8 protein-coding genes are annotated in these 17,737 nt (G+C 43.3%); 1 reads left to right on the top strand and 7 read right to left on the bottom strand.

Annotation, left to right across the window (positions count from 1 at the left end; genetic code table 11):
* Positions 1-15 precede the first annotated feature (15 nt).
* The 7 genes from ACSX1A_RS05200 to ACSX1A_RS05170 form a co-directional block, all read right to left on the bottom strand.
* Positions 16-3,051 (bottom strand): SusC/RagA family TonB-linked outer membrane protein, encoded by a 3,036-nt coding sequence (locus tag ACSX1A_RS05200; RefSeq protein ID WP_439882560.1) that lies wholly within the window; start codon positions 3,049-3,051, stop codon positions 16-18.
* Positions 3,052-3,645: 594 nt separating this feature from the next.
* Positions 3,646-5,223 carry a sodium/sugar symporter gene (locus tag ACSX1A_RS05195; RefSeq protein WP_439882559.1) on the bottom strand — a complete coding sequence of 526 codons (1,578 nt, stop codon included), beginning with the start codon at positions 5,221-5,223 and terminating at the stop codon, positions 3,646-3,648.
* Between the two features lie 111 nt (positions 5,224-5,334).
* Positions 5,335-6,363, bottom strand: a complete 1,029-nt coding sequence (locus ACSX1A_RS05190) for a UDP-glucose--hexose-1-phosphate uridylyltransferase (RefSeq protein WP_439882558.1) — start codon at positions 6,361-6,363, stop codon at positions 5,335-5,337.
* Between the two features lie 64 nt (positions 6,364-6,427).
* Entirely contained in the window at positions 6,428-7,576 is a 1,149-nt protein-coding gene (locus ACSX1A_RS05185) for a galactokinase (protein WP_439882557.1), read from the bottom strand.
* A 116-nt stretch (positions 7,577-7,692) separates the two neighbouring features.
* Positions 7,693-10,158, bottom strand: coding sequence for a glycoside hydrolase family 2 protein (locus tag ACSX1A_RS05180; RefSeq protein ID WP_439882556.1), 2,466 nt, complete (start codon positions 10,156-10,158; stop codon positions 7,693-7,695).
* A 38-nt stretch (positions 10,159-10,196) separates the two neighbouring features.
* Positions 10,197-12,800, bottom strand: a complete 2,604-nt coding sequence (locus ACSX1A_RS05175; RefSeq protein ID WP_439882555.1) for a cellulase family glycosylhydrolase — start codon at positions 12,798-12,800, stop codon at positions 10,197-10,199.
* Between the two features lie 159 nt (positions 12,801-12,959).
* Positions 12,960-15,770, bottom strand: coding sequence for an alpha-amylase family glycosyl hydrolase (locus tag ACSX1A_RS05170; RefSeq protein ID WP_439882554.1), 2,811 nt, complete (start codon positions 15,768-15,770; stop codon positions 12,960-12,962).
* Between the two features lie 439 nt (positions 15,771-16,209).
* Here ACSX1A_RS05170 and ACSX1A_RS05165 point away from each other — a divergent pair, with 439 nt between their 5' ends.
* Positions 16,210-17,652, top strand: a complete 1,443-nt coding sequence (locus ACSX1A_RS05165; RefSeq protein ID WP_439882553.1) for a sugar MFS transporter — start codon at positions 16,210-16,212, stop codon at positions 17,650-17,652.
* Positions 17,653-17,737 lie beyond the last annotated feature (85 nt).

Below are 17,737 nucleotides of genomic sequence, written 5' to 3'. Positions count from 1 at the left end.
TGTTTAAATTTAAAATTATAAGTTGACGTTTAACCCTACAGTGTAGATTCTTGGGCGTGGGTACAGAGAGTAATCTATACCTGAAGAATGCTCAGGGTCAATACCGTTATAATCAGTTATTGTGAACACATTCTGCACATTGGCTGTGGCTCTAAGCCCAACTTTATCATTCAGTATCTTACCAAAAGTGTAACCTACTGTAATGTTATCCATGCGGAAGAACGAAGCGTTCTCAATATAATAATCTGACCAGTACTGGTACTTATCAAAATCAGTCTCCAGAACATTGCTTGATACGTTGTTCAGATATCCTGAAAAAGAGTAAGACTGTCTGGCACCCAGGTTGGAGTACACGTTATTATACACGTAGTTATTAAAGTTGGCACGAGCTACCATGTTCAGGTCCCACTTACCATAAGTAAGCTGTGTGTTAAAGCCCATGTTAAAGGTAGGTGCTGGCTTTTTGTATAAGTACTTATCAGCTGTTGTAATCACCCCGTCACCATTCAAGTCAGCATAAAGGCCTTCCACTGGCTTACCATCAGCGCCATATACTTGCTTGTAAACAAAGAAAGCATAAGGGGCATATCCAACTTTAAATTTCTGAATAGTATTACCAACACCACCATTGAATCCGCCAACATCATATCCTTCAAAATCAGTATTGTCAACTTTACTCAAACTTGTAATTTCCTGGTCAAGCAGCGTACCGTTCAGGCCAATGTTCCAATACAGTTTTTCAGTACTTACAGCCACAACATTAATAGCAGCTTCCAGACCTTTCGTTTCCAGGTTACCTACGTTTGTATATAACCTGTTTGTTAAGTTAGAGCCCGCAGGAACGTTAATTACAGCAAGCAGGTCTTTAGAATCTTTAAAGAAATAATCTAAGCTACCTGTAATTCTGTTGTTTACAAATCCGAAATCTAAACCAGCATTGTAGGTGGCAGTTTCTTCCCATTTGATACCTGTATCATAACCTTCAGCACGGAATGTAGGAATAAACTGATTTCCAAATTGGTATTGGGCAGTGTTATCACCTATAGTATAGCGTGGCAGGTATGGGAATAAGTTATCCTGTCCGATATCCTGCTGACCTGTTACACCATAACCTAAGCGTAGTTTAAGATCTGTTAGTACGCTTACATCCTTCAGGAAGCTTTCTTCGCTGATTCTCCAGGCAAAAGCAAGAGCCGGGAAAGTACCCCACTTGTTATCTGAAGCCCATCTGGAAGAACCGTCGTAACGAACAGTACCAGTTAAAATGTAACGATCCATTAACGTATAGTTCAGTCTACCGAAGTAAGACTTTAACCTAAGCTCGTTATAAACAGGAATGAAATCAGGAGCTGTGCCAATCGTATTGCCTTCACTATCTTGGAAAGCAAAATCAGGCGCCTTATCAATAAATTGCTGATAAGAATAACCAGCTGTTGCATCAACGCGATGTGCACCACCAAATTCTTTCTGATAGTTCAGATAAAAGTCTAACAGGTTATTTTCTTTGTTCTGTGCATAGCGTGATACCGTTTCAACCCCATAGGTATTGGCAGCATAATCAGCGCTGGTGATAGTTCTTCCTTCGCTATCCGATCTGTCAGTTGCAACGTTTAGGTTAGCGCGTAACTCCGGAAGGAAATGTAATTTGTAATCCAACTGCACGTTAGCGATGTACCGGTTAGCCTCTCCCTGGTTATCGATCTGGTTGAGCATGCTGATCGGGTTAACAGGCGCTACTGTGTTGAAAGCCCCATTATTCTCCCACTGGAAATACCCACCATACTTGTCAGTATTTGTGTAAACAGGCTGCGTTGGATCAAAAATAATTGCAGAACCAATTGCTCCTTCGTTTGCGAAAACACTATTGGTCTTTGCACCCTTAAAGTTTGCATTTACCGAAAGGTGATCGTCCAGGAAGGTTGGACTCAGGCTTATACCTAAAGATTTTCTTTCAAAGTTTGATGTCTTAAGTACACCATCCTGGTTGAGGTAACCTAAAGAAACACGGTATGGTAAAAACTTATAAGCTCCGCTCAAGCTCAGGTTATAGTCAGCTGTGTAAGCGTTTTTATAAATAAGGTCTTGCCAGTCAGTGCTCTGGTCTCCTAAAAGACCCTGCTGAGTAGGTGTACCTTTTTCAGTAACTAACGTTCTGAACTCATCCCCTGATAAAACATCAATTTTATTAGGCACTGTAGAAACAGAGTGCTTTGTTGTAAAATTTAAACCAAATTTTGCGCCGGCTTTTCCTTTTTTAGTTGTAATGATTATTACACCGTTTGATGCTCTTGAACCATAAATGGCGGTAGCGGAAGCATCTTTCAAAATACTGAAAGATGCTATATCATCCGGGTTAATGAAGCTCAATGGATTTGCCATTCCTGCCACCCCTGTGTTGGCAACCGGAACACCATCAATTACGATCAAAGGATCGTTGCTGGCGTTAAGCGAAGCTCCACCTCTTATTCGTATTGTACTTCCGGAACCAGGCGCACCACCATTAGAGGTAATCTGCACACCCGCCACTTTGCCTTGAATAAGTTGCTCTGGTGTTGTAACCTGTCCTTTCACGAAATCATCTGAAGAAACAGTAGCAACAGATCCTGTTACGTCGCTCTTCTTCTGTGTACCGTAACCTACCACAACTACTTCCTGTAGTGCTTTTGCATCAGGTAGTAAAGAAACGTTAAAGCTGGTGCGGCTACCAATAGCCACTTCCTGTGTAGTATACCCTATAAAAGAAAAAACAAGTGAACCTCCTGCTCTTGGCACACTTAAAGAGAAGTTACCATTTACATCAGTTGAAGTACCAGTACTAGTTCCCTTCAAAACAACTGTTACACCGGGTAAACCTTCTCCGTTTTCATTAACAACCTTTCCTGTTAATGTTACAGCTTGTCGTCTTGCTAATGGTGCCGAAAACTCTGATGTTGTTTTCAAAACAACCAGATTTTCGTCACCATTACTGGCATGTGCATTGCCTGATACATACAGGCAGCATAAGGCCATGGTTAAGCCGAAGCTAATCCGTTTGATAGACTTTTTTTGCATATTATTTGAGTGAGTGTGTGTGATAATACATGTTTGTATACTGAGAAAGCATTTGATTTGCACTGCTTAAAGCAGGAGCGCCAGGTGTCTAATCGCTGTGAAACTCTATAAAGGATATGTTATATACCCGTTCAATAAATACCAATTTATAGTCTGTTTGTTTTAAAAAATCGATCAATTTTGCACTGAATATTGTAAAGCATTGACACTTATATATCAAATGGGCTCCTCTGCCTCATGAACTCAATATTTAGTGCATTTATAAAAACAGTGGCTACTTACTTAACCCCCTTATTAGGCACGCATATACGCTAATTGCGCAAAAAATATTAGGAAAAACAAGTATATCAATCTGTTTTCTTATGCTTGTAGTTTGTCTAAAATTGACACCCTGTGTTTTCTTATGATGATCATAAGTTTTAGAATGATGCTTTCTCACAGTCGAAGCACTTGTTTTACGTTGTTTATAGTAAAAAGGTAATGCTTATACGCCAAAATAAATGAAGGCAGCAGCTGCCAACCTATGTTACTAAGTTGGCAGCTGCTGCCTTCATTTATCTGAAGAATATCAAAATAGTCTTTGAATTAGTGCCTCTACCAGAAGATAATATAAATAGCAGCAGTTACCAAAACTATAAACATAGCCGCTACATTAAAGATTGTATCAGTTTTGAAGAGATGCTTTTCAATTCTGACATAGTTCTCTGGTACTGTTCCTTTTACCTTGTTTTCGAATAAAGAATAAACAATTATAAGGGTGGTTAATAGTAAAAATACAACCCCCATCTGATCCAGGAAAGGCATTGCCGGGAAAACCAGGTCAACGATAATACTAAAAGGAACTGAAGCAATGGCAGTCGCAAGTGCAGCATTTGAAGTAGTCTTTTTCCAGAAAAGGCCAAATACAAACAGCACCATAATACCTGGGCTCACATAACCGGTGTATTTCTGTATAAACTGGAAGATCTGCTCCTCGCCACCCAACAAAGGCTCTGCTACGATGCAGGCAATGATGATAGCTACTAAACTAACCAGTCGACCCACTGTTACCAGCTGCTTTTCATTTGCATCCGGCTTCAGGTGTGCCTTGTAAATATCTAAAGTGAATATGGTTGCGGTAGAGTTCATCATTGAACTTAGTGATGAAAGAGCTGCGGCAATCAGTGCTGCGAAAGCCAGACCTTTTATACCTGTTGGTACAATGTTACTCAACAACCAGGGATAAGCTTCGTCATAGCGACTAATGTTGGCATCTAAAGCGAAGGCAGCTATACCAGGAAGCACAACAACCAACGGAATAAGAAGCTTTAGGAAGGCAGCGAATGAAAGGCCCCACTGTACTTCTTTCACACTTTTTGCAGCCAATGCACGCTGAATGATGTACTGGTTAAAGCCCCAGTAACTGATGTTGGCAATCCACATACCGCCGAACAAAACAGTCATGCCGGGTAAGTCTTTATAAAATGGATTTGATTCATCCAGGATCATGTCAAACTTCTGTGGTACCTGCTCCAGCAGTTGTGAAAATCCAGCAATTGCTCCATTACCGCCACTTACTGCGTCAAGGGCCAAAACAGTTGTGATCATACCTCCTAAAACAAGGAAGATTACTTGTACAACGTCTGTCCAGGCTACTGCTTTTAAACCACCATATATAGAGTACGCAACGGCAACGGCTGCAAGACCGATCATGGCCTGAATAGTGCTGATATCAAGTACCACACTCAAAGCAAGTGCTGATAAGTATAACACCGTCGTCAGGTTAACAAAAATGTACAGCATGATCCAGAAGATAGCCAGGCTGGTACGGATACGATCATCGTAACGCAGTTTCAGAAACTGCGGCATCGTGAATATACCTTCCTTGATGTAGATCGGCAGGAAATACTTAGCTACAAGAAGTAATGTTATGGCAGCCATAAACTCATAGCTGGCAATACCCAGACCGATAGCAAAACCAGAACCGGACATACCAATAAACTGTTCAGCAGAGATGTTAGAAGCAATTAATGATGCTCCGATTGCCCACCATGGTAATGCCTTACTGGCCAGGAAGTAGTCAGTTGAGTTTTTAGTGTGCCCCTTCTTTTCTCTTGAAACCAGGATACCGATCACGATGATCAGGACACAGTAGCCTATAAAAATGACAAAATCCAGTGCTGAGAGATTCATGTAATATTAAGATAGTGGTTTAGATTGATTGCTATTCCAGTCTCTGTAAACAGAAACATTCCTAAATATAAATATTTTATAATTACTATCTAAAAAATTACGGCAAACAATTCATTGAAGAAGGCTTTTTAAACGATCTGCGCTTGTTTCTGGGGTTATATCGCGCTGTGGGCTCCCAAGCATCTCATAGCCTACCATAAATTTCTTCACACTTGCGGAGCGTAACAATGGAGGGAAAAAATGCATGTGAAAATGCCAGCCAGGATACTCTTTGCCATCTGTGGGCTGCTGATGTATGCCAGCCGAATACGGGAACGAAGTGTTGAATATCTTGTCGTAAATAGCTGTGACCTTTTTAATGGTGGCTGCGAAACCATGCTTCTCATCTGAGGTCATCTGACCAATATGCTGGTAATGCCGCTTACTGATAATGATTGTCTCAAATGGCCAGACAGCCCAGAAAGGCACAATTACAGCAAAATGATCATTTTCAAAAACAATCCGCTTATTCTCTTTAGCCTCCAGGGTTAGGTAATCAGATAAAAGGCTACTATTGTGCTGACTGAAATAACTTTCCTGATGCACTGTTTCTTTAGCAGGTTCATTGGGGATAGAACTTTGTGCCCATATCTGGCCGTGTGGGTGTGGGTTGCTACAGCCCATTATGGCTCCCTTGTTCTCGAAGATCTGAACATAATTGATGTAATCCAGCTTCCCCAATTCTTCATACTCTGCTTGCCATACGTCTACCACTTTCCGGATATCTGCAACATCCATATCAGCCAGGGTAAGGTCGTGGCGGGGCGAAAAGCAGATAACTTTGCTAATGCCGCGCTCACTTTCCGCCCGAAGCAGACCGCCAAGCGCATAACTGCCTTCCGGAGTATCGGCTTTTAATGCCCCAAAGTCATTCTGGAAAACAAAAGTGGATTTATAATCAGGATTTTGTGCTCCATTGGCCCGAACGTTGGTTGGGCACAAGTAGCAGGCAGGGTCATATTCCAGTCTGTTGTCTTCACATACTTCCTCTTCCTGACCTTGCCAGGGACGCTTTGCACGGTGTGGCGAAACAAGTACCCACTCACCGGTTAAGGGATTATAACGGCGGTGCGGATCATCTGCTAAATTAAATGCTTCCATAAATCAGAAATATTGAAACCAGTTTTATTGGGTTGGCAAATCCATAATAGGTTTTAAAGATCAATCAGGACAACATACTGCTGCCATCCACTATCTCAGCAATATAAGTTTTCAAAGGAATCTTAAACTGCTGTTCATATGCTTTACTCATGGCAGTAATAAATTCATCGATTGCCGCAATGCGTACAATGTTGATGGTACATCCTCCAAAACCGCCTCCCATCATGCGGGCTCCTAAAACAGCAGTATGCTCCTTTGCCTGATCCACCAGAAAATCAAGTTCAGTACAACTCACTTCGTAGTTATGTTGCAGGCCCTCATGCGACTCGAACATTTTTTCTCCGAACAAAACCAGGTCCTCTTGCTCAAGTGCCCGGCAAGCTGCTTCTACCCTGCTATTCTCCTGCACAATATAAATGCATCGCTTGAAAACAACAGGATCAAATTCTTGACGGTGCTTCTCCAGCATGTCTACTGTCACATCCCGCAGACTCGATACGTCAGGGTAATGTTTGTGAAGCAGTGCTACCCCGGTTTCGCACTCCTGCCGGCGGGTATTATACTCTGACGATGCAAGCGAGTGTTTAACTTGTGTATCACAGAGTACAATGCAGTTATTGCTCATCTCAAAGTGGTAATAGCTATAGTCCAGTGAGCGGCAATCCAGTTTAATTACGTGTTCTTTTTTACCAAAAAGGCTTGCAAACTGATCCATGATACCACAGCGTACACCAGCAAATTCATGCTCCGCCTTTTGTGCCACTTTAGCAAGGGCAAATCTATCCAGTCCAAAGCCAAAGATATGATTCAGCGCAAAGGCCAGTCCGCACTCAACAGCAGCAGAAGAAGATAAGCCTGCTCCTATGGGTACATTGCCACCAAAAACCAGATCAAATCCTTTCACCTGGTAATCCGATTGCTGAAACTGCGCAACGACCCCCAGCAGGTAATTTGCCCAACTAATGTCTGATGGCGCAATACGTGCCAGGTCGAAAGTTGCCTGTTCCTGCATATCATAAGAAAACAAACGTATAGTGTCTGTATCGTTTGGCCCTACAGCAAATAGTATCTCTTTATTAATGGCCGCTGGCAATACAAACCCATTGTTATAATCCGTGTGTTCGCCTATTAAATTGACTCTCCCCGGAGACCTGAAAAAATAGGGTTCAGTGCTAAATAATTCTATAAATCTCTCTCGAATTGCGTCACGCATATCATCTGTATTAAAAAGTCAGCCGTGCCTTTAAGTTGCCAGCTTTGGATGGTTCAATCTAAAATTATCAGATACCAGGCTAGCCTTTGCTTAAGTTTCCTGTTTTTTTGCGCATGCTACTTAGCGGCTACTGTATTCAGGGTAGTTGTTGCAGACTGTAGTCCTGCTGCTCGTGCTTCTACTGTTACGTTGCCTGCAGATTTCCCTATTTTTAAGAGTATTGCTGCAATCCCGGCCTCTGCACTTACGGTGTGGGTCGCAATTATTTCGGCATCACCCTGCACATCAAAAGTAACCTTATGTGTAGCTCCCGGCACCGTGGTTCCCTGCTGGTCCTGGACATATGCATAAACAAACACTACATCGTTTACTCCGGCAGTTGCCTTTTTCCCGCTTATATCTACATCTAAGCTCAGTTTAGCTGCCTCCTGAGGTGTACGCTGGGAAGCTTCAATTATTTTTTTCCCATCCAGGTATCCTACTGCTGTGAGCGTTCCCGGTTCAAACTCCGGTACTTCGAAAGTAAAAGGTGGATGCTTTAGTTTTGTAGAATACTTGTTTTGATCGGGTTTCTGCCTGGCTATCACCTTTCCGTTCAGCAGTAGTTCTACTTCCTCAGTGTTGCTGAACACCCGTACTGTTTTTACTGCAGGGTCATTCCAGTAGTTGGCTATAAAGATCATCGGTTTCCCAAACTGCACCTGCTCCCCTACCTGGGGGCCTGCCTGGCTTTGGTAAAAGTAGAAAGCAAATTTCGGTAATCGCATGATGTCCATGATACCTGATGCTTCAATATCATCGGCATACCCACGTTTGTAATCAAACATAAGCCAGTTGGCATCTCCTACAGCTGGCCCCTGAAGGTTGCTATTGTGTGCTTCCTGGTAATTCAGTGCCTGCTGTAATAACCTCTTCTGACCAAATCCGCGCAATTGCCTCGAGGTACGCTCCTCTTCTTGCAAGTCAGCATATTCCTTCTGATTGAAACCGGCATTCTGGGCATAATATTCCCAGTCGCCATATTCCGCAATAAAAAGGGGCTTCTGCTTTGTGTATTTATTCCAGTAATCCGGGGCTTTACCATGCTGCCGTGCCGGAACAAATACATCGTATACCTCATCTATCCAGCCACATGTATAAACCTGTTTAAAAGGCAACTCTTCGTGCACGGCATTATGCGCTTTTTCCATAAACTCTTTCGACATACCGGACTCATTCAGTGAAGCCTCCCAGATGATAACCGAAGGGTGGTTCCTGTCGCGGCGCACCATCTCACGCACATTTTGCAGTGCATGTTGCTGAAAGGCTTCGTCACCGAAGAACTGCCAGCCTGGTATCGCGTCCATTACCATAATACCTAATTCATCGCAGGCAGCCAAAAAGGCCGGCGACTGTGGGTAATGTGAGAAACGCACAAAATTGAAGCCGGCCTGCTTTATTTTCCAGGCATCACGGTAGTTGGCATTGTCGGACATCGCGTAGCCCACCAACGGATACTCCTGGTGGCGGTTGGTACCACGCAAAAACAACTTTTCACCATTCAGGTAAAAGGCCCCTGGGGTAAAACGGAAATTACGAACACCGGTACTAAGGGTCTGCACATCTGTCTCCTGACCATTCTGGACGAGCACCACCGATAGTTCATACAAGTATGGATTGTCAGGGGACCATAATACGGGAGAGGGAATATTCAGGCGCTGATTGAATGTAGTATAAGCACCATTGCTAACCTGCATTGGCTCTGAAAGTGCTTCAGCAACAACTTTCCCCGATTTATCCTTTAAAGTTGTTTTTAGCTGTGCCGTTCTGGCTTGTTGATGCTCATTTTTGACTTCTGTCTGTACTGTAAGTACTGCAGAAGCTGCACTTACAGTATCGTAATGCAATAAAATACCGCCTCCTGCAACTCTGTCGGCTGCAATTGGGTCTGAGATGTGCAATTTATCTTTTGTAATGAAGTATACATCCCGATAAATACCACTGTAGTAATTAAAATCCAGATCGGCCAGAGGTTTGCCGGGTACAACCTGTGGGTTATCCCGGTTATCCAGTTTAACGAGCAGCACATTCTCTTCCCCAAACTGTACATCCTCGGATAGGTTAACATAAAAAGGCAGGTAACCACCTTTATGTTTGAAAATGTGTTTGCCGTTTAAGAAAACATCCGCCACTTGCATAGCCGCTTCAAACTTTAAGGCAATATGTTTTCCTTTATCAGAAGCCGGAACAGTGAAGACCTTTCTGTAAAAAGCGTCACCCTGCCACTGTTGCTCTACTTTTTCGACAGGTTCCAGGCGGGCTGTGTGTGGCAGCGATACCTGCTCCCATTTTACCTCACGCTCATTTTTCGCTGAAAGTCTTTCAACAGCAATTGTAGTATCAATATCACGTGCAAATTCCCAACCATCGTTAAAGCTCCTTACCGTGCTCACCGCTATACCTTTTGATGTTTCAGGCGGCGTTGTTTGCCTGTTGCATCCCGAAGCTATTCCTACAAGCGCTATAAATAAAATAGGCAGATGAGAACGAAGCCGGGTTTTAAGAGCTTTTATCGTTTTATGTTTTTGGTGTGTATTCCGCATGTTTTAAAGTATAATTTATACTAATCCGTAACAGCGTATTATCTCTGTAGCTGTACAGACTCAACGTCGAGACTATAGGATGCGCCTTGTTCACCTTGGTTAATACCTTTACCAGTTAATACCTCCAGTTTTTCGGCTTGATTTAACTTAAATGGTTCGGGCTTATCAGGGGCAAACCAGAATGGATGAAAGCCTGGGTAAGGTCGTGGCAACAACACATGTTTTTCCGGCTTTAAACTACTTAAAGGTATCTCAATATCCTTTAGGTTTTGACCTACTGTAACATACGCAACGTATGCTGTGGCATCGTCGGAGATCAGGGCAACTCTCACTTTTATAGGTTTCGGGATAGCACTTCGCGCCCTGAGTACAATCTTTGTAAAGCCAGGTATTTCTGTAGTTCTTCCCTTTAGCTTATCTGCAATATAAGTCTGAAAACCCATAACACCCTCTTCGGGCAACTCATTTGCCGATAACCGGAGTATAAGCTGGTTTGGCTCTTTTGCTGCAATCAGCTGGCGCTCATTGCTTCTCCATAGATTTGGATAAACGTAAATATTTCTGTCTTTACCGGCGTCGAACAATTCCAGGGCGCCCTCCTGCCCGGCAACATTGGTGGCCCAGGCATCGGTGTGGTAATAATCCCATGCCCACGGATTTCCCGAAAACCTGCCCGGGAAAGTATAGAATTTCTTCTCGGGCTGCTCAACGATAATACGATAATTTATGACCCCGGGTGTGGCAAGCTCTGCTGGCACTGTAGCCGTGTATGTATAAGGCTCAACCATATTTAGGGGCACAGTTTTATACACACCTGATAGATTGTTTATAGCTAGTATAACTTTTGCCGCAGAATCTATACCCACAATATTAGCTTTGATTTCAAATGGTTTACCCGGTGTTACCTCCGGATAAGGTTCGTGGGTTACAAAAGGTATAGCGTTAACAGGTTTTGGAGCTACAAATTCATTTAGCCTTAGCACACCAATTTTCTTGTCACCTGACCAACGGTCCGCTTTCTTACCTTTTTTTACCAGCAAGTATGCACCTGGTGTTACCTTAAAAGCTCCTTCCTTCGCTCCCTTTTTTAAGTCATTCCCCGTATTTAAACCCACCAAAGTAAAGTCGTTGCCCATGTCTGGCAAACTGATTTGCATCGGTTGCTGCGCCCACTGAATGCGGGTAACTTCTTTATCGGGAGAGGCCTTGGCAAAGGGGTCTCTGATCTGTATGGCATCCGGCATTACTTCCAGTCGCCACACGCCATTCTCCAGTTTATCAAGGAAGTATGCACCTTGCCCCTGGTAAGTAACTACTGGAGAAGTTCCTACGCCAGCAATATGACGAAGTTTGGCAGCATTAACAGGCCTGGAGCCTGTAGAATTGGAGTAGTAAAACTCTTCTGCCGTATTCATTTCACTTAAATTCTGCTTATAGCTTACCCGGAAAGCGTCAAAAACGCTGTCAGCCGGATACGTGGCATAACTCTTTAGCCTTGGAAGTTTATGAAAAGCTTTGGAAGCGATCAATGCACTCAGGGCTTTGCCAGGTGTATAAGCCAGATTGAGGTAGTGCGTCTGATATTCCGTATTGGCATAAGCTGTTGCCATAGGGTCATAGGCAAACTGGGTGGCCCACTGAAAGCCGGCTTCTCTGAAACTCCGTGCCATGGCAGGGTACATCACCGACTGCAGGACATCACCTGCATCAAACTCATACACCATCCTGGCTTTGTTAGCATATGCTGGTATGGTATCGAACGGTATGTGATAGGTGTCTACGTTAGGGAGGTAGTTGCCTTTTAGCGTATGGTTGGCAACGAGCCCCGTAGGATACCATTGAAAGCTGACCCCGTCAATATTTGACTTGGCCACGGCATCGGCATATGTAGGTGATTCACTGATATTGTAAAAAAGTGGCTTTGTCCAGCCGGCACCCCGTACTGCTGCTACCATACGGTTAACATACTCTGTGGCTCTTGCTTTTGGCCCGGAGTGCTTTGGCTCGTTATTGATCTCTGCAGCAATTATATTTGGGTCGTTCTGGTAGGTAAGCTTTGTATAAGGGTTAACGTGCTGAAAAAACTGATTCAAATAACGCTCCTGTGCCTTGAATGCCTTTTCTTCGGTAACGGCTTGCTGTTTGTTGTAAACACTTGAAAAACCCTGTGTCTTCTCATCCGGCTCCGGATAGCCATTCCCCCAGAAGGCAATAGGCGTAACCAGTACTTTGATATTACGCTGCTTTAGCTTGTAGATCAGGTAATCAAACAAACGTAAGTGCTCATTATCCAGTAAGTTACCCGTTGAATCGGAAATTTCTGTGTCCCAAACGTGCACCCGGAAAGCGTCAAACCCAAGCCTGGCCATGTGGTAAACATCCTGATCTATTGCGCTTTCAAGTTCTACACCCAGCGCTTTATGAGAACGGTAGCCATAGGCGAAGGGGACGGTATAGTTGACGCCAAAGAAATTAGCCTCTTTATTGTCCTTTTCCCATCGCATCACACCCTGCTTATCTACATAAACCGGAGCCGTGCTCACTTGCTTTTTTTGTTGGGCCTGTGCTTGCTGAGGCTGCATCCCACCTAAACACAACAGCACCACAGCAGCCTGATATACTTGTACTTTAAAGTTCATCATATGCTTTCTGGCAACACGTAATAGAAAGTAGTAAAAAGCTTACTATTGCCAATAGAATAACTGCGTTTAGAACAATAGCCGACACAAAAGTGATAGTGTTGTATTAAAGCCAGGCTTGTCTTAGACACAGAAAACGAAACAGAATATTTTAGACTTGTTTTAATTTGTCTTTAAAACTCTTTTAACTGTTCTGCCCTGCCCTATCTCAACCTGAAGCAAGTAAACTCCCGCTTTTAAAGTATGACAGTCAATCAGGTGTATCAGTAATTCCTGGTTCTTAGCAACAACTTCGGTCTGTATCACTCTACCTGTTACATCCATTACTTTTAAATTAACCAGACCTCTGTAATTATTATTGATCTCAATGATGGTTCTTTCTTTAAAAGGATTCGGGTATACCTTCGTGGAAATAGCCGCCATCTCGTCTTCTGCAGAGAGGGCTACATTTTGCCAAGGCAAAAGCCCAGCTTCCGGAGTTGGTAATTGTAGTGTAGTAAATAATCTGAACTCTCCAGGTTCAAGTATGATCTTCTCCATAGGGTCTTTCACGGTTACTGCCTCACCCGTAAAATAATCGTACCATTTACCACCGAAAGGGAATTTAGCTTCTTCGGTACGCTTTTTCACATCAAAGTTACCAACCGCAAAAGCTGTGTTACCAGCATTAGAGAATACCATGCGCTTCACCATCCCATCAAATGCCAGGTCAAAGTCAGTGGTCTGGAATAAAGGATTGGTAGTTTTAAGCTTGATGAGTTCCGCGTATACTTTATAAAGTTTCTTGCGTTCTGAGTCATTCAGGTACTCCCAGTGGAGTGGTTTTGCACCAGTTCTACCGTTGTAGTCAATCGATACATCATAGCCTAACTCCCCAAACTGCCAGATTAATTTTGGTCCGGGTACTAAAAGCGAGAAGGTGGCAGCTAGCTTTGCTCTGTTTAATGCAGTAACTAAGCTGCGCGTATTGTAAGTGCCATTAGAGAGCCCGTATTGCATCACGTCATACACCAGTCGCTCCTCGTCATGGCTTTCTATGTAGCCAAGTACGTTTGGCTGCTGCCAGCCACGTTTTTTATAGGAGATCCAGTCCATGTTAGTGGCCTCACCCTTTGCCGCATTACGATAGTCATAGTTAGCATTACCCCACAATAACATACCATAAGCAGCCAGTTCCTTCTCTTCTGTATTATCTCCGAAGTGCTCCATTATAACATAGGCAGTGGGCTCAACTGCTTTTACCTCATCGTAAATGCGCTTCAGGTTCTCAACCCGGCTGGCATCGTAAGCACTCCAGGCACCTACTTCATTTGTTTTCTTTTGTGTAAACCCTTTGGAGAGGTCAAACCTGAAGCCGTCCACTTTATATTCCTCCAGCCAAAACTTGGTCACCCGCTGCACAAATTTTTCAGTAGCGGGACTTTCATGGTTAAAGTCAAAAAAGACGCTGAAAGGGTGTGTTGCTTCCGGGTTAAAATACGGACTGTTTGCAGCAGGCTTATTCCCGTCCCAGTAAAGCTTTACATACGGAAACTCATAATCAGCCTGGTTAAATACTACATCCAGAATAACTGCAATTCCATTTTGATGGCAGACATCGATAAACATCTTCAGGTCCTTCTCAGTACCATATGCTTTATCTGGCGCCAGGTAGAAGATCGGGTTATAACCCCAGGAGTCGTTCCCGCTGAACTCCATAACCGGCATTAATTCAATGGCATTAATACCCAGGCGTTTGAAGTATGATAAGGTGTCAGTTAAGGTTTTATAGTTTCGGGTAGCAACAAAATCCCGTACCAACATTTCATATACCACTAAGTTTTTTGGATCCGGACGCTTAAAATCCTGTACCGTCCAGTTAAAAGTCTCCTGGTTTGTCTGTAATAATGATACTATGCCCTGAGGCCCGTTCGGGTAAGGTTTCAGGTTGGGATAATTGGCATCTGTCAGGTACTTGTCGTTGTTGGGGTCAAGTATCTTATGTGTGTAAGGGTCCGCAACGGCAATGGTGCCGTTAACCAGGTACTGGAAAGCTACCTCCTGCCCGGCTGGCAGACCATTTAATTCCAGCCAGTATCTTTCCCCATCCGGAGTGCGCTTCATGAGATAGGCTTCCGATGGTGTCCAGTTATTGAACTCTCCTATAACATACACAAAGTCTTTCTGCGGTGCGAATAATGAAAGTATAACGCTGGTGGCACCGGTATAATTAATGCCGTCTTTGATACCAGTTGGCAAGGATGCTACCTGTGGAGTAGGTTTAACAGTATAGTAGAAAACATCCGTAGCTGTTTCAGAACCTACTGTTGCTTCGAAAACAACAGTCCTTTTTACACCGGAAAGTGCGCCGGAATTAAGGTTATAAACCAATGAATCCTGATTTTGAACGGATGCAACTACTGTATTATCAACTTTCAGGGTTATATCTGCTTTTGCTGAAGTATAAGCTTTAACAGGTATAATGGTGTTGGCATTTACAAAGAACGATTCCTCCACTGGAGAACTAAAGGCCCCCACTACCCCAGTTGAAGGAAAAACAGATACATAAAAGTTTTCTGTTTGTGCTGACCCATTGCCATTTTTGAGCAGTAGGCCCAGTTTCCGGATCGGGGTGCCTGCAGCTACACCAAAGTAGCTGCGTGGGGTAATGGTGATTGCCCACCGGTTGTTACCCAGGTAAGTCATTTTACCGGGAGCGAAGGGAGAAGTCCAGACAGTCTGACCAGCAGGCTGAAAGGTAAAAGCATCACTTTCACTTTCTGTACTCCCTGCACCGGACCACAGGTAAACATCATCAGGTGCATTCTTTATACCACTTGCCCGTGAGTCTGTTGCTTTGCTAACATCAAATACCAGCGTAACAGGCTTATCGGCTGTAGGAAGAACAGGTTTTGTGCTTACTACTTGCCCAAAAGCATGAGCACACACAAAAAGGAAGAATAACAGAAAACCGTTAAAGTAAATTTTTTTCATAAAATATAACAAAGTGCAAATTCACAAGCCTGAATGCCCGTAAATAACATGTTTGATTATTAGATAGCAGATGTTTTCAAAGCAGGAACAACAATCTAGGTATTACATAGTGTTGCAGCAAATTTTTTACAAGATATAGCAATGATTTCAAAAAGTTAACTTACTATTGAATTAAGTTAGTAGCCACTCACCTGCTCCTGTTTTTTCATTTTATATAACCTGAGGCTATAACTAAAAAGTAAGTATAGATGTTAAACAGAATCCTTTTTTACTTAACTGGTGTATCAGAACGAGCTGCAGCTTTGCTTCTACGTGGTGTTTTGCAGTGGTTATACGACGTCAAAGAATATCATATACTATATTTACACAAAAAAACTGCTCTGCCAGTTTTCAATACTCAAAACTTAAGCAATCTCAAATCTAAATAGCATTATATTTTATGGCTGGAACCGCTCCTACTACAAGAACTCCTATAGAATCTTCTAAAGCAGATGATCTCTCTAACAAGAGTTTTACAGGCCCACTGATCACAGTGACACTTCTTTTCTTTATGTGGGGTTTCATCACCTGCATGAATGATATTCTGATACCAAAGTTACAGCAGGTGTTTACGTTGCAGCACTGGCAGGCAATGCTTATCCAAACTGCTTTCTTTGGTGCATACTTTATTATTTCGTTGCTCTACTTTATAACCTCCATGACAAAGGGTGACCCTATCATGAAGATCGGGTATAAGAATGGCATCATAGTAGGACTCATCGTTTCTGCGGTGGGTTGTGTGCTTTTTTATCCGGCCGCGGATTACCAAAGCTATGGTTTCTTCCTGCTGGCGCTATTCGTGCTTGCCTCAGGTATCACCATACTTCAGATAGCTGCCAACCCTTACGTTACTATACTTGGGCCAGCCAGCAGCGCCGCCAGCCGCCTAAACCTTACGCAGGCACTTAATTCCTTTGGTACTACTGTTGCGCCACTAATTGGAGGTTATCTGATTTTTGAGGGAGTACAGGCTGTAGAAGCATCCAGTGCTGATTCTGTAAAAATGCCTTACCTGGGGCTCGCAGCAACACTTGTTGCTATTGCTGTTATGATCAAACTGGCGAAATTGCCTCATGTTAAAGGGGAAGGAAGAATAATTCCTGATGCCGGTGCCCTGAAATACCGGCACCTGGTGTTGGGTATCATCTGTATCTTTATGTATGTTGGCGGAGAGGTTGCTATTGGCAGTACGCTTATAAACTTCTTCAAACTTCCTCAAATTGCTGGTTTAACTGCCGCTGAAGGTGGGCAGTACCTGGCTTTCTTCTGGGGCGGGGCCATGATCGGCAGGTTCTTTGGAGCCGTGGCTCTGGCTGATTTCAGGAACAGCAACTACAAGTACATGATCATAGCAGGAATAACTGCTGTTGTAGTGGTAGTAGTGTACTCGATTTACGGACCGCAACAGGCCATGATCGCTGTTGGTTTGATCGCCATTAACTTCCTGGTTTTGCTGTTGGGCAGATTTTTACCTGGCAGAACGCTTGGGTTCTTTGCTTCAGCTGTTATCGTTCTCTTGCTCATTACCATGATGGCCACTGGTGCGGTAGCCATGTGGGCCGTTATAGCTGTCGGTTTGTTCAACTCCATAATGTTCCCTACAATTTTTACGCTGGCTATCAAAGGCTTAGGCGTACATACCAGCCAGGGTTCATCGTTATTAGTAATGGCAATTGTAGGAGGAGCCATAATTCCACCGCTACAGGGCTATGTAGCTGACGTTTCAGGCAATTTACAAATGTCATTCATAGTACCACTGATCTGCTATTTATACATCGTATACTATGGTTTCCTGGGCTCCAAAGTGCAGGAAGTTGACCCAACTGCAGAAGATATTATCTGATTTTAAATGTCATAAACAAAGCGCATTTCGCGTTACATCTTAAAATAATATCTTTAATAAGGACGGAACTTGCATCTTTTTAGAT

It is taken from the genome of Pontibacter sp. MBLB2868 (assembly GCF_051904785.1).
Lineage (GTDB): Bacteria > Bacteroidota > Bacteroidia > Cytophagales > Hymenobacteraceae > Pontibacter.
Note: the sequence above shows the minus strand (reverse complement) of the source record. Positions and strands in the feature narration are given on the sequence as shown.

Excerpts from the sequence above, each read along its gene's own strand:
- ACSX1A_RS05200 (WP_439882560.1), bottom strand. The coding sequence starts at position 3,051 with ATGCAAAAAAAGTCTATCAAACGGATTAGCTTCGGCTTAACCATGGCC.
- ACSX1A_RS05195 (WP_439882559.1), bottom strand. The coding sequence starts at position 5,223 with ATGAATCTCTCAGCACTGGATTTTGTCATTTTTATAGGCTACTGTGTC.
- ACSX1A_RS05190 (WP_439882558.1), bottom strand. The coding sequence starts at position 6,363 with ATGGAAGCATTTAATTTAGCAGATGATCCGCACCGCCGTTATAATCCC.
- ACSX1A_RS05185 (WP_439882557.1), bottom strand. The coding sequence starts at position 7,576 with ATGCGTGACGCAATTCGAGAGAGATTTATAGAATTATTTAGCACTGAA.
- ACSX1A_RS05180 (WP_439882556.1), bottom strand. The coding sequence starts at position 10,158 with ATGCGGAATACACACCAAAAACATAAAACGATAAAAGCTCTTAAAACC.
- ACSX1A_RS05175 (WP_439882555.1), bottom strand. The coding sequence starts at position 12,800 with ATGATGAACTTTAAAGTACAAGTATATCAGGCTGCTGTGGTGCTGTTG.
- ACSX1A_RS05170 (WP_439882554.1), bottom strand. The coding sequence starts at position 15,770 with ATGAAAAAAATTTACTTTAACGGTTTTCTGTTATTCTTCCTTTTTGTG.
- ACSX1A_RS05165 (WP_439882553.1), top strand. The coding sequence starts at position 16,210 with ATGGCTGGAACCGCTCCTACTACAAGAACTCCTATAGAATCTTCTAAA.